We start from the raw sequence: 22308 nt of genomic DNA, 5'->3' as shown, positions 1-22308 counted from the left end.
ATATTAGGTTTGTACTATCAGCATCGCTCTTTTCTCTCCAATTCCCAAATTTATTAATATCTGTATGCCTGTTTGGTACAGAAGTAATACGTGGCATGTGCTGGCTTTTGCTGACCCGCACCTTGCCCAAATGATTGGTGGAGCTTCAGATGCCTCCCAAAGGCACTGTACTTTCAAGTAAGTTGCATTACGCCAAAGCTGAATACAAATAAGAGCTGGCTTACGTAGCCGTATACAACCTTCTGCCTTTCTAGGCTTTAGAAGCATATCTATTCATCTGTACTGGTGCGGCAATTGTCGCCCCTTTCACTGAGCTGATTTTCTTAATTCAATTCTTTACTGCTACCCGCTGCTAAGCGCCGGGCGCCGTTCCAGCAAATTCCCGCCCTTGTTGCCAGCTTCTCTTATGCTGGTGACCCGACCTCCTATTGCATTTTAGGGCAGTACCTACCACCTCCTTGTCAGGAGATAAAGGCTTCTGCATTCTAGGTTGTTTCCATTTTCTGTTTTCTGGCTAAGCAAGCAGTTGCCTGTAGACCATCTACATGCTTCTGGCTTCCTTCCTATTTGCCGCACTGGCTTATAGATAACTGTGCCATTCCTTCTGCCCTCTCTTATTTCCCATTTTTACCCTTTTTCATATGCTACCATCTTCTTACAAAAACCTGCTGCTACGCAGTGCAGTGCTATTTGCTGCCAGCGAAATGCAAACGTTTGTATTACAAGCCGCCGCCCGTCCAACAGACGGAGCTCCAGGTGCGAATCGGCCAGCTAGCGTAGCGAATGTGCGTGTGAGCGGCCGGGTTCTGACGGCAACGGGCGAGGGACTACCAGGTGTTACGGTGGTCGTTAAGGGGAGTTCTGTGGGCACTAGCACCGATGGAACCGGTGCGTATAGCCTAGACGTACCAGAAGGCGGAACGCTGGTGTTCAGCTACGTGGGCTATATCCGCAAGGAAGTACCCGTCACGGGCGCTAGCACCTCGCTCGACGTCACGCTGAGCGAGGACAAGCAATCCTTGAAGGAAGTAGTAGTAGTGGGCTACGGTACGCAGGAGCGCGCCAGCGTAACGGGCGCAGTAGCCTCGGTATCGGGGCGCGAAATTGCGGCGCAGCCCGTAGCCGATGCTTCGCAGGCTATTCAGGGCCGTGCGGCGGGGGTACAGGTAGTGTCTAACTCGGGGGCTCCCGGCGGCACGGGCGGTACTTCCATCCGCGTACGCGGCATTACCTCGGCCGGCGACAACAACCCACTGTACGTGGTAGACGGCTTTCCGCTGCCTCCCGGCGACGACAGTGCCCTTAACAACATCAACCCCAACGATATAGAGAGTGTGGACGTGCTGAAAGATGCCTCGGCCACCGCTATTTATGGGGTGCGGGCTGCCAATGGGGTGGTAATTATCACCACCAAGCGCGGCAAAGCGGGCACTTCTTCCGTGAACCTAGACGCCTATGCGGGAGTGCAACAGGTGTGGCGCAAGATTCCGATGCTTAATGCGCAGGAATTCGCCACCCTCAACAACGAAGGACGAAACGCTTCCAACGCACAGGGTCTTACCACTCCTGCGCTTACGCTAATTCCGGCTTATGCCAACCCGGCTTCGCTAGGCGAAGGCACGGACTGGCTAGACGAGATTTTCCGCACCGCCAAAATCCAGAACTACAACATCTCGGCCCTCGGTGGCAGCGAAAAAGCCCGTTATTCGGTGAGTGCGGGCTATTTCCAGCAGGATGGTACTATCATTGGGTCGGCTTTTCAGCGGTTTACGCTGCGGGCCAACGGGGATGTGCAGCTCAGTAAAATCCTGAAGATTGGCAACAGCTTAGCGCTGACCCATCAGCAGTCTAGGCAGGAAAATTCGGCCAACAACGAGTTCAGCGGTGTTATCCAGTTGGCTTTGCAGGCCCCGCCCACAGCGCCAGCCTACCGGCCCGACGGCAGTTTCTACGAGTTTACAAGCGCTGATAACTACGGCGAGGAAAACCCCGTGACGGCGGCGCTACGGCCCAATATTAAAAACAACCGCAACCGGGCCATTACCACATTCTTCGCTGAGTTGGAGCCGCTACCGGGTCTGCGCATCCGCAGCAACGTAGGTGCCGACTTGCTGTTCGATCAGCGGGACGCTTTTTTCCCTTCTATCCAGGGCTCGTCGAAGTACCCAACCAGCCAATCGAGCTTAACCAGCAGTTCGAACTACAACCCAAGCTACCTCATCGAAAACACGGTGACGTACGACAAGCTGTTTGCGGGCAAGCACCAAGTCACGGTTCTGCTTGGCCAATCGGCTCAGCAGTTCAATACCAGCTTCTTGAGTGCCAGCCGCACGGGCTACACCAGCAACAACTTGCAGGTAATTGAGCGTGGCCCCATCAACTCCCAAACCAGCAACAACGGCGGTAACGCGCAGGCTCGACTAGCCAGCTACTTCGGCCGCGTCAACTACGAGTTTGCGGGCAAGTACTTGTTCCAGGCCATTGCCCGTTACGATGGTTCGTCGGCCTTTGCCCCCGGCAACTCGTTCGGCTTCTTTCCGGGTGTGTCGGCGGGCTGGCGCATTTCCGAAGAAGATTTTCTGAAGGATTACAGCTCGATCAGCAACCTGAAAATCAGAGTGGGGTATGGCCGGGTAGGAAACCCAAACAACGCGGGCACCTTTGCTTACCTGTCGCTGATCAACTCCAACAACGGTTCCTCTACCTCGACTATAGGCTCCTACACCCCCGGCACGGCGTATGTGTTTGGGCCGGGCACTCAGAACCTGGTGGGTGGCGCCGCTCCTACGCGCCTAAGCAACCCCAACTTGCAATGGGAAGAAAACACCCAAACCAACCTGGGCATTGACTTGGGCTTGCTGGATAACCGCATCCAAGCCAGCGTGGACCTGTACACCCGTAAGTCGCCGAACTTGATTGCCTCGGTACCGGTAACGTACACCTCCGGCACCAGCGAAAACATCAACACCAACGCCGCTTCTGCTACCAACAAGGGCATAGACGTGGCCATCACGACCAACAACTTCGTGAACAACGACAACGGCTTCACCTGGACTACTACGCTCAACTTCTCGACCTACAAAAACGAGTTGAAGTCGCTGGGAGCTGGACAGCCGTTTTTCGGTCAGGGCACGCGCGGCGGGGCTAGCTTGGTACGGTACGCAGCCGGGATACCTTTTGGCTCGTTCTACGGCTACGTGGCCGACGGCCTGATTCAGACCAACGAAGAGCTGCAAACCTTGAACGCCAACGCGGCCGCGCAATCCAACGGCCTGAACACGTTCTATCAGACGTCGGGCACTCGCCCTGGGGATATCAAGTTCCGGGACATCAACGGGGACGGCGTAGTGAATAGCCAAGACCAAACCTATATCGGTGACCCGAACCCTAGCTTCACGTACGGCTTAACCAACAATTTCACTTTCAAGGGCTTCGACCTGAACGTGTTTTTGCAAGGCTCGCAGGGCAACGATGTGTACAACCTAAACCGGTACTACACCGAGGGAGGTATCTACGGCTCGTCCAACGCCAGCACCTTGGCACTGGAGCGGTGGACCGGCCCCGGCACCAGCAACGATATTCCGCGGGCTATAACCGGCGACCCGAACCAGAACTTGCGCGTTTCCAGCCACTACGTGGAGAATGGTTCTTACATGCGCATCAAACTCCTGACGCTGGGTTACACGCTGCCCAAAGGCGTGCTCGACCGGATTTACGCCAAGCAAGTGCGCGTGTACGTGAGCAGCCAGAACCTACTGACGGTGACCAAGTACGACGGCTTCGACCCTGAACTAGGTAACCAGGGCGGCAGCTTCGGCATCGACCGGGGCATCTACCCGCAGGCCCGCGTGTTCCTGGCTGGTCTTAACATCGGTTTTTAATGAATGCTTGACGCGCTTGCCGTGCGGCCAGCTTACCAGCAAGGCCGCGGCAAACCTGCTCACTTCTCAACGACTACTACCATGAAAAATAGAAAGCCCCTTTACGCTGCCTTATTGATGCTCGGCCTAACGGCCGGATGCACAGAAGACTATCTAGACCTCGACCCACGCAACGCTTCTACGGTCGAAAACTTCTATAAAACCGAAACCGACGCGCTGCTGGCCACTAACGCGGTGTACTCGCAGCTCAACCAGAGCGGCATGTTCAACTACTCGCTGTGGGCCATCGGCGACGTAATGTCGGACAACTCTTTCCTCGGGGGCGGGGGCGCCGCCGACGGTATCGAGTTTCAGCAGCTCGACAACTTCACCATGACGGCCACCAACCCGCTCACTACCACCCACTGGCAGCGGGCGTACCTGGGCATCGGCCAGGCCAACCAAGTGCTGCAGCGCGTGCCGGGCATCACGTTCGCTAAGACCGAACTGCAAAACCAATATCTCGGCGAAGCAGCGTTTTTGCGGGCCTTGTATTACTTCTACCTAGTGCGGGCCTTCGGGGATGTGCCGTTGGTACTAACGCCTGCCTCCACTACCGCCGACGTAGCTAGCTTAACCCGGACGCCCGTAGCGCAGGTGTACGACCAGATCATCAAGGACCTCAACGACGCCATTAGCAAGCTGCCCAACTCCTACACCGGCGAAAACCTGGGCCGGGCCACGAAGTGGTCGGCTACGGCTATGCTGGCGAAGGTGTACTTGACGCAGGGCAAGTTGCCTGAAGCGGCTACGCAGGCGCGGCTGGTTATTGCCAACTCCGGCAAAACGTTGTGGCCGAACTTCGCCGATAACTTCAAGGTGGAAAACGAGAACGGTCAGGAGTCGCTTTTCGAGGTGCAATTCAAGAGCGGCCTGAGCAACTACACCACCGACGGACCCGGTGCCGTCATGAACGAGTTCTGGGGAGCCCGCTTCTTCGGCAACCCCTACGTGGTGTCGTCGGGGGGGTACGGCTTCAACATTCCGGAAAAGGACTTGGTTGATAGCTACGAGGCCACCGACACCCGCTTGGCCGCCACCATCTTCAAGCCCGGCGACCGGTATCCGGACGGGCAAATTCAGCCGGCTTCGCTGGTGGGTGACCCGCTGGGCTTCAACGTGCGCAAGTTCTTTGTGGGGACGGTGAACGTTAGCAACTGGGATTCGCCGCTGAATGTGCCGGTACTGCGCCTCGCGGAGATGTACTTGATTTTGGCTGAAGCCGTGGGGCCGACAACGGAAGGGCTTGAAGCCATCAATAAAGTACGGCGTCGGGCGTATGGCCTGCCCATTAACACTCCTTCAGCCAAGGACCTGACGGCAGGTACGTCCAACTTTGCGGATGCGGTTCTGGCCGAGCGGCGCCGTGAATTGGCTTTCGAGAACGACCGGTGGTACGACTTGAAGCGTACCAACAAACTGATTCCAACTATGCGGGCGCAGGGCAAAGCCATTCAGCCCTTCCACGTATTGCTGCCCATCCCTCAGTCAGAAATCAACGTCAACCCAAACCTGACGCAGAATCCGGGCTACTAAGTGAATGGCTGAAGCTGCGGAATGGTGCGGCTACTGTTCTGGCTATGCAAGTGGCGCAGCCGGACATCAACTGCACCACTCCGCCACTGCCCATCTGCCGATTTCACCTCTCACCATTACGCCGGCAAAAGATGATGTCCGACGCTGGACGTTGTTTTTTGCCGGCGTAGTGCTAGGTACTATTCTGCTTCCTTGAAAGGGGCCAAGGAAATAGTCAAGAAAAGTAGCAAGCTGCTCGCGCCGCAAGAGAAAGTCCAGGAAATGAAATTGGCGAGGAAATAACTTAGGTTGCACTTCGCAACGGCGAGGCTTCAACTATTGCGTTTCTACCCTTACTTGCCACTCTGAGTTATCTTCCAGTGCCTCCAAGGAAAACCACCCCGCATGAAAACACTGCTTATTGTCTCGTTTCTGGCCCTGCAGCTGGCGCCAGTAGCTATGGCGCAAACCTCTAAACCAGCTGCTAGCACCACTGCTAACCGCGTGCAAACCGCCAACGGTCCGCTTGAAGGCACTTCGGCCGCCAGCGGCATCCGCATGTTCAAGGGCGTACCCTACGCGGCCCCACCCGTTGGCGACCTGCGCTGGAAGGCGCCGCAGCCAGTAAAGAACTGGACGGATGTGCGCCAAGCCAAAGATTTCGGCCCGCGGGCAATGCAGCTGCCTTTATTCGGAGACATGAACTTTCGCTCCAATGGCGTGAGTGAGGATTGCCTGTACTTGAACGTGTGGACGCCCGCCAAAACCGGCAAAGAGCGCCTGCCTGTGCTGGTGTATTTCTATGGTGGCGGCTTTGTAGCCGGCGACGGTTCCGAGCCCCGCTACGACGGCGAAGCTATGGCGCGCCGCGGCATTGTGGCCGTCACGGTAAACTATCGGCTCGGCGTTTTCGGCTTTATGGCCCATCCCGAGCTAACCAAGGAATCGCCTCAGCATGCGTCCGGCAACTATGGCTTGCTCGACCAAAGCGCCGCTCTGCGGTGGGTGCAGCAGAATATTGCAGCCTTCGGCGGTGACCCGAAAAAGGTAACCATCGGGGGTGAGTCAGCCGGCTCTTTTTCGGTTAGTGCCCAAATGGCCTCCCCCCTATCGAAGGGCCTGATTGCCGGGGCTATCGGCGAGAGTGGTTCGCTGCTCTCTTTGCAGCCTCCTACTACCCTCGTGCAGGCCGAGCAAAACGGTGTCGCCTTCGGCACGGCACTTGGCGCTACCTCACTGGCGGCACTCCGAGCTTTACCGGCTACGCAGTTGCTGGAGGCTACCGGCAAACCCGGTGCAACCCGCTTCTCCACCATTGTCGATGGCTACTTCTTCCCTTCTTCGCCAACCGAAATATTTACTTCGGGCCAGCAGGCGCACGTGCCGTTGTTGGTGGGCTGGAATTCACAGGAAATGAATGCTGGTGCAGTGCTAGGTAAAGAGAAACCAACACCCGAAACGTTCGCGCAAGCAGTTCAGAAGCTGTATGGCGACCGTTCCAATGAGGTGCTGAAAGTGTACGCTGCCACCAACGAGACTGAAGCCGAACAAGCCGCTACTGACCTAGCCAGCGACCGGTTCATAGCCTACGGTACCTGGAAATGGGCCGAAGTACACGGGAAAACCGGTGGCAAACAGGTGTACCGCTACCTCTACGCCCGTCCGCGCCCTGCCATGACGCCCGAGATGGGCAACGCCACGGCTGGCCTGGCCGGGGGCGTGGTGAAACAAACTGACCCCAATGCGCCCAAAGCTCCTCCGGCGCGCGGCGCCGTGCACTCGGCGGAAATCGAGTATGCCTTGGGCAACTTAGCAACCAACAAGGTGTATGCCTGGACGCCCGACGACTATAAAGTGTCGGAAACCATGCAGAAGTACTTCGCAAACTTCATCAAGACCGGCAACCCCAACGGCACCGGCCTGCCCCAGTGGCCCGCGGCCAACGGCAGCAACGCCGTACAAGTGATGTACCTCGATGTGACAACCCGCGCTGAACCCGAGAAAAATCGTGCGCGTTACCTGCTGCTAGAGCAAACCGCAGCCAAGTAGCTCGGACCAACGTCTTACAAAGAAGGCCCTGCAAACTTGCTGAAGCAGTTTGCAGGGCCTTTTCATTGCTAAACGCGGCAACTAGCATCAGCTACATAGCAACATGCTTGTTGTAGAGAACTTCCTACTTCGCAAGTCCAGTCAGAACCTCGTCCAGCTGCTGAAACAGCTCTTCGTTACCGTTCTGACCGTAGCCTGCCAACGCCGCTTCAAAGCCGCTTACATCGTACAGAAACGCCTTGATGTTATCGGCTGTCAGGCTTTCGAAGTGCCGGCCGTAACCAAGCTTTTCCAACTCTGCGGCGTTGAGAAACTGTTCGAATTGGGCAGGAATCGGGATGGCGCAGATGGGCTTGTGCAAGTAAACGGCCTCGCTGATCAAGGAGAAGCCTCCGTTGGTTACTACGGCGCGGGCACTGGCCAAATCATCAATAAAGCCTTGCTCGCTGAAGGCCTTTAGCTGCACGTTGCCGTGGCTTTCTTCTTTGTTGAAGCCATACACCCGAAATTCCTGCTTGGGCAGCCCTTGCAGCAACGGCACCAAATTGCTTTGCGTGGTAGCCGACTGATACACCAGCACATGCTCGCCGGTCGTGGGCTGCGCCGCCAGTATTTCGGGCCGGATGATGGGGGGCACCAGCGTGGTGTTTGGTTTGATGACGGGTAACGGGAAAAAGGTCGCCACGAAATAGTGGTGGCTGCGTGGCAGCTTCGCCCGCACTATTTGGCGCGCCAGTTCTAGGTTGTCGCGCTCCGCGGCGGGCACGGCCACATCCAGCCGCGCTCGACTGATGATCTGCATGTTGTCGATGCTAACAACAGGCAAGCCTTGCCACTTAGCAAAGAGGTAACTAAACGACTCAAAATCAGACACCACCACATCGAACTCCATTCCGCGCAGCATCTCCCGGTACTTGCGGAAGTTGACGAGCAGGTTCTCCGGGGCTGTCCGGAGGGTCAGGGCGGCGGTGCGCAGCTTCGATACGGTTAGGCTTTTGTAGGCTAAGTGGAACCCGCGTATCTCGTGCACCCGTCCCGGAAATGTGCGCGCGAGCAGTTGATAAGCGCGCGAACTGCTCACCACGCACACGTCATGGCCCGCCTCCAGCAGGTGCTGGATAATTACCTTGCTGCGCGTTGCGTGCCCCATGCCCTCGCCCGGCACTCCGTATAGGATATTCATTAGTTGGATACTGATTGTTGAGGTGGTGAAATAACGATTTCGTCACGAAAGTCAACCTCAGAACCCATGCAGGAACTAGCTAAAAGGTGGCCTTTAGGTTGATTGCAAAATCCTGCTTGATCTGATGAAGCTGTGATTCAGCCTCCATTGATTTTGTAACAACTTCAGGCTCAAGCTGAATCAGCTGCAGCAAAACAGGATAAGGCGGAAACAAAAAGATGGGTGAAACTATGAAGCTTCGAAGACGCTCCCCGTTGTAGAGTTGCTTTAACTACTTTCGGCCTGGTTTTGGCAAACCCGTTGCCAGTACCGAATTTCCTGCTTTTCGCACTCTCTTCTCTATGGCTTCCTCTTTCCATTTCAGCCGGGTAACTCTCCTAGCTTTGGCTGCGGCTACCATGTTGGTTGGTTCCTGCACCGCCCCACGCACCATTGTAAGCACGGGCAAGGTCACGCCCAAAGGTGAGTTTCGGGTTGGGGGCAACCTGGCTTTCAACGTAGCCACCGAAACTATCAGCAAAACCGGTTCGGCCTTGAAGTCGGCGGCCGAGGAAACGGTGCGGAAAGATACCGTGGGCTACTCCGGCACCATCGACCGGTTGCAGGTAGCCGCCCTGGCCTACGTGCTCGACCCGGTGCGCCCTTCCTCTGACTTTTATGTGCGCTACGGCGCGCTCGATCGGCTGGATGTCGGATACAAGTACGCCTTTGGCTCGCACGTATTCGATGCTGCCTATCAGTTCCTGGGGCCAACGGGTAGTGTAGAACGCCCTGGTGGACCGGCCGGAGCCAACTACGCCAGCATTGGGCTACAGTTCGCTACCCAACGTGCCAATTTACCGAGCCTACCTTTCCTCGACGATATCGACGAAATCCTGGGTTTCCGGGCTACCCGCCGCGATATTATCGTACCGTTGGTCTTTAGCCACTCCTTCGGGGCCGAGGAAGAAATTGGGGCTATTTCCTACGGTGTGGTCTACACGCACACCTTTATGCGCTATGGCTTCGAGCCAGGTCGGGTTTTCAATGGCAACGTGAAAGTGCCAGCGCTGCCAGAGCAAAAAACCAACTTCCCTTCCTTCGGCGCCTTTGCGAATGCCAAGTTCGGCTACCGCTACGCTTACATCATTCCCTCGCTTGGTATCTACTACCAGAACTACGGCACCTATCAACTGCTCAACAACAAGAGTGCAAGCCTCAGTGGCCTGACCATTGTGCCAAGCATAGGCTTGCAATTCCGAATTCCATCGAGCCGGCGGTAAACCCATAGAAACGCGAAGCCCGGCTTCACTGTCCCCGAAACAATATGACTGTTTCGGGGCAATGAAGTCGGGCTTCGCGTTTCTATAAACTTTTACTCTTCGCTTACTCGGTTGCCGCCATCAAGGTAGCCGGCCGTGAACACCCGGTACTGGTCGAAGATAGAGCGAACCGAACGGCGGAGCACTACCTCGCCCTGCACGCCATTGGGCACGGTCACGCCCGAAGCGTAGCCATTCCAAACGGCGCGGTTGGTTTTGTTGTCAATCAGGGTGATGAGCAAGGTACCTTCGGCGAGTAGCATCCGGACGGGCTGGTAGCCGGTGCGCTGCTCGGCGGGCGTTTCATCGTCCTCTATTTTTTCTTCGTTCACCCACCGCGAAATGTCTTCCTGCGCGTAACCGCGGAAGCGCATGTCGCCTTCATAGACCCGAAAATTCACCAGCAAATCGGGGCGGCGCTTGCTTGGCCGGTAACCTTGCACCTTCATCCGGGTACGGATAGCGTCGCGGAGTACCTCCCCCAGTTTGCTGGTATCGGCCGCCAGCCCTTCGCCAGTCACAAACTCATAGGTGCGGTAGCGACGGAAGGCGCCGGCGTAGCTGTAATCGGATTCGACGCGGGCTTCGCGGGCGGCAAAGCAACCAGATAAGGCCAGGGCTAAGCTTGAGCCCACCAAAAGAGTAGAAAACAATTTCATAACGGAGCAGACATGAGGGGAATCACAGGCTTCAAGTTACGAAACTATTTATAGGTTAGATGCTGATGATCAGACCTAAACCCGCAAAATTTCTTGTGCCTCAACTACTGCCTTTCAGCTACTCTAGGAGTTAAAGCCCCTTGTTTTAAAGCTGTGTGCAGTGTCTTAAATGGTGTTTTAACATCCTGGACCCTAAATTTTAGAGTAGCCACAGCACAATCGGAGAAGCAAGAATTTCAACTTACCAAGCAGGGCAACAAAGTAAAATTGTCCTGGCACTACTGCTTTCATCCGAAAGCAACGACACGATTAAATAATATCTACAGTTCAGCTTTGCTCTGAAAAATTCCAGCTCGTTCGGCTTTGGAGCGGACCTCGAACGTGCGACCAACTACGCCGTCAGTTCTTTTTCGAGCACAAGCACCAAACCACGCGAACCTTGCACCGTGCCCACAATGTCAAAACCGGCGTGCAGGTTCAGGAGCAGCATGGCGCGCCAGCGGTTATAGGTTTGGGTTCGGATACGGCGGTAGCCCTGCTGTTGGCACCAGGCGTGCTGCTGGCGCATCAACTCCCGCGCAATACCTTGGCCGCGTATGGCAGGCTGTACGCCACCCAACCAGCTATAGTAGTGCCCTGGCTTCCGCTCGTAGCCAAGCTTGCAGCCCACTAACTGCCCCTCGGAAAAGGCTAGCCATGCCTGCACCGGCTGACGGGTCAGCTGGTAGGTTAGGTCAGCGTTTACTTCATCAACGGAGCTTTCCAGCACCGTTGCCAGCAGGTGCACAATAGGTTCAGTGTCTGTGCCAGCGGGAGGCAGGAGTTCTTTGAAAGTATACTCTAGCATTTTTTACTTGCTGTGAATGCCACTACACTCGTGCCGTTGCATACAATCAGGTACAGTCGTAGGAAGAAATAGTGATAACCCCGTTCGCCTTGACCGTAAGCTTCAAATCCTGCGCGGCGTCTCTTCCCCCAAATCCGCAGGTGAATGTGTACACATTCCCTTTTCTGGCTATCAGCTTGGGCTGCTGTAGCTTCTTGCCCTTGAGGCCAACATCATATCCGGAATAGCCGCTTATCATGTGGTGATACGCCTCGGGCAGTGTAAGATGCCTGAACGTATAGTCATGGTCGAAACAGCTGTCATATGTGGTCATCGTGTAGGTGCCGTTTGCATATTCCGTCGTTTCAAGGATTGCATAGTCGGCGGCGCTGTTCGTGGTAGCGCCTGGTTGTTTCTTTTTCTCGACTCGGGTGCTCTTCTTGGCACCCAGCAAATCCACATACACGAATCCGTTAAACTCGTTTTTGACTTCCGGCTTTCGCTTCGTTACGTCGGAGCTGAAGATATAGCCAGTGTACCCGGGGGCTGCCACTTTTATCCAGTCGCCCTGCAAGGCGAAGCCGGCGCCAATCTGCTTCACATCATCCGACGCTATAGTTTGCTGCGCATTCACGGCCGCGCCAATCGGGATTTTCCGCACTATCTTCGATTGAAAAGACGGTTTTTCGTGTACCTCGCTTCCCGTTAGTGAAATGACGTACACTTTCGTGGCGACGGCCGGATCTGCCGCAGCGAATCTGAAAGCCCCTAGAACCAATCCACTCAGCAGCAAACACCTTCTATTCTTCATAATGCGGGATAACGTGCTGTACACGAAAGGCAACTAACGCTGCAAGCTACAGGCAGCGCGGGAAATATAGTAGGCTCAAGTTGTAAGACATTGGTTTCCCCGCGCTGCCCTTCCCTCCTACCGATATCCAGCGGCTTGCAGTTGAAATAGCTCCGCGTAGCGCCCACCACGAGCCAGCAATTCCTCGTGGCTCCCGATTTCAACGCTCTTACCGTTCTCCACCACCAGAATCCGGTCGGCCATGCGAACGGTGCTGAAGCGGTGCGAAATAAGCACGGCCGTTTTGCCTTTCGTGAGTTCATTGAACCGCTGAAACACTTCGTATTCGGCGCGGGCGTCGAGGGCGGCGGTGGGCTCGTCGAGGATGAGGAGTTGGGCGTCGCGCATGTAGGCGCGGCCAAGCGCAATCTTCTGCCACTCCCCACCACTTAGGTCCACGCCACCATTGAAGCGGCGGCCTATCATCTGGTCGTAGCCCTCGGGCAGCTTGGCAATAACCGAGTCGGCCAGGCTCTGGGCTGCAGCTTGCTCGATACGAGGGCGGTTTTCTTTCTCCTCTATGCGCCCAACGGCTAGGTTCTGGCCAGCCGGGAGCTGGAAGCGCACAAAATCCTGAAAAATCACGCCGATTTCCTGGCGCAGTTCGGCGGGGTCGTACTCGCGCAGGTCGTAGCCGTCGAGTAGGATGCGGCCCTCAGTGGGGTCGTAGAGGCGCGAAAGCAGCTTGACGAGCGTGGTTTTACCGGCGCCATTTTCGCCTACCAGCGCCAGCTTTTCGCCAGCCTTCAGTTGAAAATTAAGGTTGCGCAGCGCCCACTTTTCGGCGTTGCGGTACTTGAAGCCCACATTCTCGAACACGAAGCCTTCCTGGATAGGCTGCGGAAATGGCCGCACAACCTGCGTGGCATCGGGCCGAATGATGCGGGGCTTGAGGTGGAAGAAGTCGAAGAAATCTTGCAGGTACAGTGCGCCATCGGCCACACTGCTAAAGCGGCTAAGGATGCCTTCCAACAAACCACGCATCCGCCCGAATGAACCGGCCAAAAAGGTAAGCTGACCAATAGAAATTTGGCCGCGCACCGCTTGGCTGATGATGTAAACGTAGGCCGCATAATAACCAGCCGCACCTACCGCCGCGAAAAACGTTCCCCAGCTGGCTCGCCGAACAACGAGGTCCTTGTTCTTCTGGTAGAATTCGTCGGAGAGCAGCTTAAACCGCTCGATCAGAAACTCAGAAAGGCCGAAAATCTTCACTTCTTTGGCCGTTTCATCGGAGGCGCCGGTTTGACGCAGGTAGTCTAATTCGCGCCGCTCGGGGGTCCAGCTGTGTACCAACGAATAGCTGCGCTCATTGAAGTGCGACTCGCCTAGGAAAGCCGGAATAACGGCAACCAGCAACAGCAGCAGCAGCCAGGGGTTGAAAGCCACCAATCCGAAAGCCAGAAACGCCATGGTAATGGCATCCTGCGCCTGGCTGAGCACCTGAGCCATTAGCACAGTGCGCGACAACGTTTGGCGGCGGGCCCGCTCTAGCTTGTCGTAGAACGCGCTGTCTTCGAACTGGTCGAGGTCGAGCTCGGCGGCGTGCTCCATTAGGCGCACCGAGGTACGGTTGGCAAACAAGTCGCCGAGCAGGGAATCGAGCAGGGCCACGCCGCGGCCAAGAGCATCGGAAAGAATGGCGAGGCCAAATTCCAAGGCCACTAAGGTGAGTACAGGCGTCAGGAGCCGGCTAGAGGCCGGTTGGCGGCTGAGTTGAACGACGGTATCGAGAATAAGCTGACCGACATACAGCATGGCCACAGGCAGCGCGGCCCGGAGCAAGCGCAAACCGATGTTGCTTAAGGCAAGGCTGGGGCTGGTCTGCCAGATCAGGCGCAAAAATTCGGGCAGGTTTTTAAGAGCCGAAAACCGTTCACGCACGGTAAGAACCGGCTTGCCTTCACGGCGAGGCGCTTTGGCGGAAATTCGAGTTAAAACAGATGATATCCAAGACATAAGCTTGGTTTACGGCAACCTTCGGACCGGAGTGCAAGAGTTGCCGTTTTGGCAGGGAAACCAACCAGAAAGAACTAGAAATCCGGGGGATGCAACCTCTATTCAAGGCCGTGGCTCTTCTCAGTGGGTTGACCACACCTAGGCCCTGTTCCCAACAAGTATCAGCAAGTATCCATCTACCCTTACCTCTCCACAATGCAACAGATAATTACCAGAGCTACCTGGCTGGGAGTGGCCGGAGCCGCTTTACTGCTTTCTGCTTGCCAGAAAGACTCCGTAACGCCCGACAACACCGACAACACCCCGAATCTGCGGCCACTGACGGCGGCAGAAGTGAAAACTGTGGGTAGCTCCAATGACTTTGCTTTCCGCACCTTCTCGACGCTCCGGGCCAGTGATGCCGCCAGCAACCTGTTTATCTCACCGCTGAGTATCTCGTCGGCTATTACCATGACCTACAACGGGGCCGATGGTACCACCAAGCAAGCCATTAAGGAAACGTTAGGCTTCGCCCCGCAGACCGACTCCGAAATCAACGAGTCTTTCAAGATGCTGTCGGAGCTGCTGACCAACATCGACAAGACCGTAACGTTCTCAACGGCCAATTCCATCTGGTACAATCAGCAGTACAAGCTCCAGGCACCTTTTGCGCAGAAGAACGAGAACTACTTCGGGGCTACCGTGAAGAGCCTGGATTTCAATTCGGCCAGCTCCAAAGACGCCATCAATAACTGGGTGAAGAGCAAGACTAATGACAAGATTAAAAGCATTGTAGACAACATTAAGGCCGACGACGTCATGTATCTGGTGAATGCCATTTACTTCAAAGGCACTTGGACCTACCAGTTCGACAAGCAGCTCACCCGGCGCGCCGATTTCCGCAAAGAAGATGGCAGCAACGTTTCAACGGATTTCATGACCCTGAAAAACGGCCAGTACTCCTATTACGCCGACGTTACCAAGCAAGTGCTGGACCTACCGTACGGCAACAAACAATTCAGCATGACGCTAGTGCTACCTGCTCCCTCCAAAACGATAGCAGACATCACGCCAGAACTGAACAGTGCCAATCTTAGCACTTGGCTCACCAATGCCCACACCAGCAGCCTGGAACTGCGCCTACCAAAGTTTAAGATGGAGTATGAGAAGGAGTTGAAACAAGCGCTTACCCAACTCGGGATGGGAATAGCGTTCAGCAATCAAGCTAACTTCAGCCAGATGGTGCAAGCTTCCAATCAGCAGTTTGCAATCAGTGAGGTGAAGCACAAATCTTACCTCGACGTGAACGAGGAAGGCACCGAGGCAGCCGCCGCAACGTCAGTAGGCCTTGTCACGACTTCAATCCCACAAGCCATCATCGCCGACCGGCCCTTCGTGTTCCTGATCCGCGAGAAATCGTCTAACGCTATTCTATTTATCGGCCAGTTGATGGCTCCTTAGCGCAAGCCCTATTAAGCCTGGAAACGTATAAGTCGCTCTGCTGCTAAAGGCAAAAGCCCGCATCTTTTAAGATGCGGGCTTTTTTATGAGCGAGACAGGAGTTAATAGCAGCGTTGCTTATCGGCCCATAATCTTGCCTTGGTTGTCCCAGTGGCTGGATTTCACTTCCATGCTGCCGGGCACCCGCTTGATGGTACGCGTAAACCGTTCGCCGACAATCGTGCCGTCGGGGCGGCGCTTCCCAAAAAACAAAGTCACTGGTTCCCCATGCTCGTTGGTTAGGAAAGTGATATCGTAGCCCTTGAAAACATCATCGATACGAGACTTAGGCTCGTAGATTTTGCTGAGTTTTTTGTCTAACACTTCGTGAAGCGGCATGATGACAAGAGAGTTAGGTGGATTTCTGGATCGAATAATTCCAGTGTAAGACAACACAAGCACAAATCCGCGTCTTGTTGAGTGGCAACAACTGGAGTTGTTTCAGTTTGGTAGCTTACGTTCGTGAGGCTCTCCCGTCGGGGTGAAAAATACGTAATAGGCCTTGCGGCTAGTACCGATTTTGCGCTTCCCTCCTTCTAGCAGGAAGTTGGCAGAAGGGAAATGCTACTCGTGCCGAAGGTATCGAGCCGAAGTATTCGACGGGTATAGCTCATTTCCACTTTTGCTACTTCCTTAGGCCTAAAACTGTAGCGTTGACGCGGTTAAAGTACATAACGGAATGGATCGGTTAACCGTTTGCAGTTGAGTTTTCACCTTACTGGAGTTCATCGGAACCAACCACTAAAGCAGGATCGTTCTGAAAAACAACCCTCGCAGCGCCTAGCTTTTTCTTGTGGCGCTGTTTCTATATAGAAGCGCTGCCATACTTTCTACATTTAGCAGCGTTTACCCTATAGCCACTTGCTTTCCCTTATTCGCACTCGCCATGCTGCACACGTTTCTGTTTCCTCCGTTCACCGACCCAGTTCGCCAGGCCCAGTTTGAGGCTGTGCAAGCAGCGTTGGAAGCAGAGCCTGCTGCGCCTGTGTCGTTGTTGCTGGGCAACTTCGCGGTAGAAGAAGGTGGCGAAGTATATGATGCCGTGCTTGTCCGTCCGCACAGCGTTACGGTACTGCTATTCGTAGCAGGTGGAGGTCTACTGGATATTTCTTCCTCAGCACCTAGCACCTGGCAGCTTGGGGGGCAAGCCTTGCGCATGCCGAATGGAGCTACCAATCCGTTCAGCCAGTTTCGGCGGTTGAAAGAATCCTTGGCTGACTGGCTGGTTTCGCAGCTAGGAGCAGGAACCGTAGCCCCGGAGCTGATTACGGGCTTGGCATTGTTTTCAGCACCCGTCACATTTGGGCCAGGGGTCGAGCAGTATTTGCACACGCAGCCCGGCGCCGATAGTTTTCAGTTGCTACAGGACACAAACCAGCTGGTGCGCCGACTGCGCCAGCTGGCCCACCCCGAAATTCAGCTAAGCAACGCCGAACTAACGGACTGGGCGCAAGACCTAGCCGCCGAACACCCTGAACCTTCCGTAGCCGTCGATTATGGCGGCGACGAGCCCGCTGATTCTGTGGACGAAGGCTATTGGGAACAGAAAGCGCGTCAGCTCTGGCGCTGGTTGGGCGCTGAAGATGTGCCCCACGACGCGCCGTATGGGTCGGCAGCCGCCACAGTAGCCGCCAGCAGCGAGGAAAAACAACACCTCGAACAATTGCGCCAGCAGGTCCGGCTTGAGCTCAGCCAGCAACGCCAGGAAATGGAAGCCCGCGAACTTGAGCGCGAAGCCAGCATTACCAGATTACGGGCGCAATTAGCGCAAGCACCAGCCCCCAATTCTGCCGCGCTAGAAGCCCGACTTGCCGCCGAAACGCGCGAGAAAGAGGCGCTGGAAGAAGCTATTCGCGTTTCCCGCGCCGAAGCTGCCGTGCGCAATCAGGAACTAGACGCCCGCATTCAGCAACTCGGGCAACTCATCGAGCAATTTCAGACCCACCCGACCACACCCTCCGCCCCCGCGGTAGCTGCCAATCCAGCTTTAAAGCGACCTGCATCCCGGCCTGCTTCCACCAATTTATTTCAGCGGCCTACATCCCAATTGAAGTGGCCACGCGTAGCCTTGGTTGGCGCGGCTGTAGTTGGGCTCGGGTTTGGGGTTTGGGGCTTGACGCAAGTGCCTTGGGGCAGCGACAAGCCCAAAGAGGCCCCTCGGTATTCATCGGTTGCTACGCCCGCCCAGGACGAAACGACAGACCAAGAAAGCGACACAACAGAACCACTCAATTCGCTTGACCCGGAAGCTGCACCACTGGTTGACGATTCTGCGGCTAGCGAAGAGGGCGTAACAACTGAACCCATTGCCGCCCCAGTTGAAACAAACACAGAGGAAAACCCCGATACCCTCCGCCAGGAGCAAGAAAATATTCCTGCAGCTACCGATTCGGCGGCTGCACCAACTGAATAATCTAGGGCAGCTAGCCTCTCGGCCTTCTGCAGTTTAATAGGCAGTAGACCTAAAAAAAGGCGGCCTTGTGGGGCCGCCTTTTTGGTATCAGCTTAGCAGCTTACTCTGCTGCCCACTTACCTGACTTTTTCAGGTATTTGACCAGCAGATAAAGGAATGTCAAGGCACCTAAACTTACGCCTAACAGCGTATTTCGCAGGCTCTCATCAGAATGCGTAAGCTGTGGATAATGCACCAATAGAATGAGTGTAATACCCACCAGCCATACAAATTGCGTGTTGTATTCTTTTAAAATCCAACGGCTGGCACTGAAATCGTGGCTGCTGAACGTGTCACCTAAACCTACTGGGTTTATCAACCACCGATTAACCCGCGAGCAGTAGGCATCGAACTGAGCGCCAAACTTGCCGCGCAAGAATTTCTCTTCTGCTAATACAATGGCCTGATAGATAAATAAAAACAACGGAATAAAAACCGTCATATAAATAAGGGAGTTGCACAGAATACCTACCCCTACCAGCATCAGGATGTTGCCAACATACAGCGGGTTTCGGCAGTGGTTGAACATGCCCTGCGTCACCAAATCTTCGGCATACACCTTCTTGTCTTTACCACCGCGCACAATATAAACCAGCCCAATGGATGCACCCCGAATAAGCTGCCCCGTCACAGTTACTATAAGCCCAATGGTGATTGGCCAAACGTAGTAATGCTCGCCGAATACTTCGGGTGTAAACAGTGGTGGCGAAGGAATAAACAATGCTGCATACAGAAAAATAAAGAGCTGATTTCTGTACTTAAAGAAAAAATTACCAATTGAAATCATTTACTTTTTTATTGCGATGAGGCCCGAGAAATTATACCACTTGAAGAAGACCTCACAGGAGCCAAACCCAGCTTCCCGCAGCATATGAATGTTTTCGCTGAGCTTATAAGGAATCAGAACATTTTCTAGGGCCTCTCTTTTTTGAGATATTTCCATCTCGCTGTAGTGGTTGCGGCGCTTATAATTGTAATAGTACTTTATATAATCTCGGTTGAAGACACTGTCTTCCGTTAGTATTTTCTCAACCAATATTAATACGCCATTCGGCACCATACCATCAATGATTGATTTCAACAATCTTTCACGGTGAATAGGCCGAATAAATTGCAGCGTAAGGCACAATACTACCACCGAAGCATTATGTATTTGTGCTCCTTGATGTAAGTCGGCCACCTGCAGCTCATATGGCCTTACCATACCGGCCTCTTTCAACTTCACATCACACTTTTCCAGCATTTCGGCAGCATCATCGATACCAATAAATTTGATATCAGAAGGCACCGAAACGTCCATTCCAATCATGGTAGTGCCGGTCGAGCAGCCAAGGTCATACACATTGGTGCCTTCTTGCGCATGGTCGCCGGCCAGCTCAGAAATCATTCTTTGGATTTCACCATAATAAGGAACAGAACGGTTAACCATGTCATCGAAGACACCGGCAACCTTCGCACTGAATTTAAAATCAGATGCTTTCTTTATTTCCTCCTTAAATACTTCATCAGTATTTTTTTCAGAGTTTTCTAACATGGTTTTTTATTTTACTGAAGAAGTTGAAAAGCCAATTGAAAATAAATATGAATTAAATTTATATCGCACGCTAATTAGCAGCACTTATACTATTTATCAACTAGGCTTATTCGTTAGGGCCCGCAAATTTAGGTTAATTTCTACAATGCCAACCCTGTCTATCTGATTGAAGTTGAGCTTACTGTCTTACCATGAGTTCAACTTGGAAATAAAGTAGTCCGAAGATGAAGATGCAATGATGAACTACCGACAGCCTTATACTCCGAGCGTTGGCAGGGAAGCACGTCCTTCTCTAAGTAGTTAATCTGTAGAAAGCTGCTGGCTCACAAGCCTATTTACGCCCATGCAAAAGAAGGTAGGCAAGCCTACCTTACTCCGGACTTTGCAAATCTAGGTTTGTGCACTCAAAGCTTCCACTTACCCTGCACCTAGTAAGCAATTGTAAGTTGAAGTTGCCAAAAACACTAAGAAATAATAGGTACTGTCCTTGGTATAAGTAGCTAGACAAGTCCAGCAGCTCGGCGCTTGTGTCTGAACGGCAAAAGGAGAGTGGCATCTTCCGCAGCACCTGCGTATACCATTTAGCCCATACGCCTTAACAGCTAGCCTGCTTTAGGCCTGGCCTACTCCACCATACCTCAGATTATCTACACCAACCTCAGTGCTGTAGTTTTTCAGCTAGCACAGATATGGCTCTTCACAAGATAGATAAGTGTATCCTTAGGAAAGTTATGCCTGCAGCTAGTAGTAGAATGGCTGTCAAGAAGCTCGGCAGTTGAGACCCAAGCAAATGCGCACCTAATCCCACACGCGTCAGCAAATCTTTTGTGCCAACGGCTGAAAACACCAATTAACTCCCATCAGTGCGTTACATATCGGTACACAGATGCAAAGCTCAAGAGAAACTACATCTAATAATATGGCTTGAATCTTCTCGACATCAAATCTTAATCTGCAGTAAACCGTATTGACGGAATAGTCTAATTATCATGTGAATGATTTTTTAGCTTAAGCTCTGCGCTAAATGTCCCCATGAGCACGTATCAAGGACGCGTTAAATTATTTCTTTATAATTTTGCATCTAACGAAGTGAAATAATGTAATTGCTTTAGCTCAACACTATCATCCTAAACACCGATGATTTATGAGGTAGAGTACTATAATTAGCAGGGGCGCCATGGATAAATCAACACCTCGTTTAATCAGCACGAATTCGAGTTTATTTCTCGATACCCTACGATTATCTGCTGCCCTAATTGTAGCAGTTTTTCACGCCTATATCATGTGGTTTCCTGAGAAGGACAGCACTACCACGCCGCTATTCAATATATCGCACGCAGCGGTTGTGGTGTTTTTTGTTCTCTCAGGCTACGTTATTGCCTACACCACTACGATCAACAATCGGGGTAGCTTGCAATACGCGCAAGCTCGACTAAGCCGGCTGTATTCGGTGGTTTTGCCTGCCCTGCTCATTACTGGTGTCACGGAAATTATTGTCCGCTATACCAACTCCGACTTACATGCTATGTATTCTAGGGGTTCCTCATTACCCCGCTATATATTGTCTGGTAGTTTCTTAAATGAAATCTGGTTTTTTTCGGCGGCGCCACCTATGAATTCGCCGCTTTGGTCGCTTAGCTATGAATTCTGGTACTATATAATTTTTGGCCTGTGGTTCTTTCGTACTACGGGCTGGAAATCAACTGCTTTTCTATTGCTTGCGTGCTTTATTGCCGGGCCTAAAATATTGCTGATGATGCCCATTTGGCTGGCTGGCTTTGCTGCCTACCGGCTACCTAAGCTCAATATTAGCCCCGCCAAATCGTGGATTTTCGTATTCCTTGCCGTGTGCGTAACGGTGGCTACTGTAGTCTACGTGCCCATTTTTCCGCGCCCGATAGGCACCCCGCCGCTTTTCTTTGCCAACCAGTTTGTTACTGATTGGGTGAACGGTTTGTTTTTTGCGGTTGCGCTCTGGTTTTTGCCTTTAAGCAAACACGTAGTGCCTTCTAGAAATTGGGTGGCATCCTTCCGCAAGGTTGCAGACCTTACGTTCCCTATTTATGTACTTCATAACCCGCTATTAATATTATCGCGTGTTATTTTGGGTTATGAAAGAAATAACATTGCACACATGTGGCAAAACCTAATTGTCGTTTTAATAGCCTCCGCTATTATTGGCGTATTTCTAGAGAAATATCGGCCGCTCTGGTCGAAATCATTTGGAACACTCCTGGGCTTGAAAAGCAAACTCAAACGAGTTTATGCTTAATAGCAGCAATAGAATTGAAATACTAATTTTTAGCAGATAAATCAATTATCAAGACATTATCAAGCAGGTAAAAATTAACTTAATATTTAACCAAAGAAGATATTAAGTTAATATAGCAATCCAATAGGCCAGCTGCAAAGAAATATATAGGATACGAACGCAGCCTGCATATTATTTGCTACTAAATCAGAATAAGCACACAACTTCGCATTACCAAGAATATACAGAGCTCCAGCTCCGGAGGTGCTATTTTGGCTCGACAACCTTGAAGGTAGAAAGCCCCCATAAAATAAAACAGCCTTCCTCAGA

16 protein-coding genes are annotated in these 22308 nt (G+C 53.2%); 8 read left to right on the top strand and 8 right to left on the bottom strand.

Annotated features, from left to right (window positions below):
• Nucleotides 1–641 precede the first annotated feature (641 nt).
• The 4 genes from P1X16_RS02110 to P1X16_RS02095 all read left to right on the top strand — a co-directional run bounded on the left by P1X16_RS02110 (nucleotide 642) and on the right by P1X16_RS02095 (nucleotide 7484).
• A complete protein-coding gene (locus P1X16_RS02110) occupies nucleotides 642–3881 on the top strand; it encodes a TonB-dependent receptor (RefSeq protein ID WP_277225937.1) in 3240 nt (1079 codons plus the stop codon).
• Nucleotides 3882–3884: 3 nt separating this feature from the next.
• Nucleotides 3885–5456 (top strand): RagB/SusD family nutrient uptake outer membrane protein, encoded by a 1572-nt coding sequence (locus P1X16_RS02105; protein ID WP_277225935.1) that lies wholly within the window; start codon nucleotides 3885–3887, stop codon nucleotides 5454–5456.
• A 4-nt stretch (nucleotides 5457–5460) separates the two neighbouring features.
• A complete protein-coding gene (locus P1X16_RS02100) occupies nucleotides 5461–5652 on the top strand; it encodes a hypothetical protein (RefSeq protein WP_277225933.1) in 192 nt (63 codons plus the stop codon).
• 188 nt (nucleotides 5653–5840) lie between these two features.
• A complete protein-coding gene (locus P1X16_RS02095) occupies nucleotides 5841–7484 on the top strand; it encodes a carboxylesterase family protein (RefSeq protein ID WP_277225932.1) in 1644 nt (547 codons plus the stop codon).
• A 124-nt stretch (nucleotides 7485–7608) separates the two neighbouring features.
• Here the strand turns inward: P1X16_RS02095 and P1X16_RS02090 are convergent, their stop codons facing one another.
• The gene (locus tag P1X16_RS02090; RefSeq protein ID WP_277225931.1) at nucleotides 7609–8667 is read right to left on the bottom strand and encodes an MJ1255/VC2487 family glycosyltransferase; all 1059 of its coding nucleotides are present in this window, start codon (nucleotides 8665–8667) and stop codon (nucleotides 7609–7611) included.
• A 341-nt stretch (nucleotides 8668–9008) separates the two neighbouring features.
• On the opposite strand from P1X16_RS02090, the gene P1X16_RS02085 reads away from it, so the two are divergent.
• Nucleotides 9009–9929, top strand: a complete 921-nt coding sequence (locus tag P1X16_RS02085) for a hypothetical protein (protein ID WP_277225929.1) — start codon at nucleotides 9009–9011, stop codon at nucleotides 9927–9929.
• Between the two features lie 92 nt (nucleotides 9930–10021).
• On the opposite strand, the gene P1X16_RS02080 is transcribed toward P1X16_RS02085, so the two are convergent.
• The 4 genes from P1X16_RS02080 to P1X16_RS02065 all read right to left on the bottom strand — a co-directional run bounded on the left by P1X16_RS02080 (nucleotide 10022) and on the right by P1X16_RS02065 (nucleotide 14262).
• A complete protein-coding gene (locus P1X16_RS02080) occupies nucleotides 10022–10627 on the bottom strand; it encodes a DUF4136 domain-containing protein (RefSeq protein WP_277225927.1) in 606 nt (201 codons plus the stop codon).
• A 391-nt stretch (nucleotides 10628–11018) separates the two neighbouring features.
• Nucleotides 11019–11474: a GNAT family N-acetyltransferase gene (locus P1X16_RS02075; RefSeq protein WP_277225925.1), complete on the bottom strand. Its 456-nt coding sequence runs from the start codon at nucleotides 11472–11474 to the stop codon at nucleotides 11019–11021.
• Nucleotides 11475–11520: 46 nt separating this feature from the next.
• The gene (locus tag P1X16_RS02070) at nucleotides 11521–12114 is read right to left on the bottom strand and encodes a hypothetical protein (RefSeq protein ID WP_277225924.1); all 594 of its coding nucleotides are present in this window, start codon (nucleotides 12112–12114) and stop codon (nucleotides 11521–11523) included.
• Between the two features lie 267 nt (nucleotides 12115–12381).
• Complete coding sequence (locus tag P1X16_RS02065; protein ID WP_277225923.1) at nucleotides 12382–14262, bottom strand: ABC transporter ATP-binding protein; 1881 nt, start codon at nucleotides 14260–14262, stop codon at nucleotides 12382–12384.
• Nucleotides 14263–14457: 195 nt separating this feature from the next.
• Between P1X16_RS02065 and P1X16_RS02060 the strand changes: the two genes are divergently transcribed.
• A complete protein-coding gene (locus P1X16_RS02060) occupies nucleotides 14458–15702 on the top strand; it encodes a serpin family protein (RefSeq protein WP_277225921.1) in 1245 nt (414 codons plus the stop codon).
• A 117-nt stretch (nucleotides 15703–15819) separates the two neighbouring features.
• Here the strand turns inward: P1X16_RS02060 and P1X16_RS02055 are convergent, their stop codons facing one another.
• Complete coding sequence (locus P1X16_RS02055; protein ID WP_245122256.1) at nucleotides 15820–16080, bottom strand: hypothetical protein; 261 nt, start codon at nucleotides 16078–16080, stop codon at nucleotides 15820–15822.
• A 547-nt stretch (nucleotides 16081–16627) separates the two neighbouring features.
• On the opposite strand from P1X16_RS02055, the gene P1X16_RS02050 reads away from it, so the two are divergent.
• Nucleotides 16628–18154: a hypothetical protein gene (locus tag P1X16_RS02050; protein ID WP_277225919.1), complete on the top strand. Its 1527-nt coding sequence runs from the start codon at nucleotides 16628–16630 to the stop codon at nucleotides 18152–18154.
• Between the two features lie 100 nt (nucleotides 18155–18254).
• Here P1X16_RS02050 and P1X16_RS02045 read toward each other — a convergent pair whose 3' ends face one another.
• Together P1X16_RS02045 and cmoA are read right to left on the bottom strand one after the other, a co-directional pair.
• Nucleotides 18255–18980, bottom strand: a complete 726-nt coding sequence (locus tag P1X16_RS02045) for an isoprenylcysteine carboxylmethyltransferase family protein (RefSeq protein ID WP_277225917.1) — start codon at nucleotides 18978–18980, stop codon at nucleotides 18255–18257.
• On the bottom strand, nucleotides 18981–19727 hold the full coding sequence (gene cmoA / locus P1X16_RS02040) for a carboxy-S-adenosyl-L-methionine synthase CmoA (protein WP_277225915.1): 747 nt from the start codon (nucleotides 19725–19727) through the stop codon (nucleotides 18981–18983).
• Nucleotides 19728–20904: 1177 nt separating this feature from the next.
• Between cmoA and P1X16_RS02035 the strand changes: the two genes are divergently transcribed.
• Complete coding sequence (locus P1X16_RS02035; RefSeq protein ID WP_277225913.1) at nucleotides 20905–21999, top strand: acyltransferase; 1095 nt, start codon at nucleotides 20905–20907, stop codon at nucleotides 21997–21999.
• The last annotated feature ends 309 nt before the right edge of the window (nucleotides 22000–22308 follow it).

Source organism: Hymenobacter sp. YC55, assembly GCF_029433095.1.
Classification (GTDB): domain Bacteria; phylum Bacteroidota; class Bacteroidia; order Cytophagales; family Hymenobacteraceae; genus Hymenobacter.
This window is presented reverse-complemented; position numbering and strand designations above follow the sequence as displayed.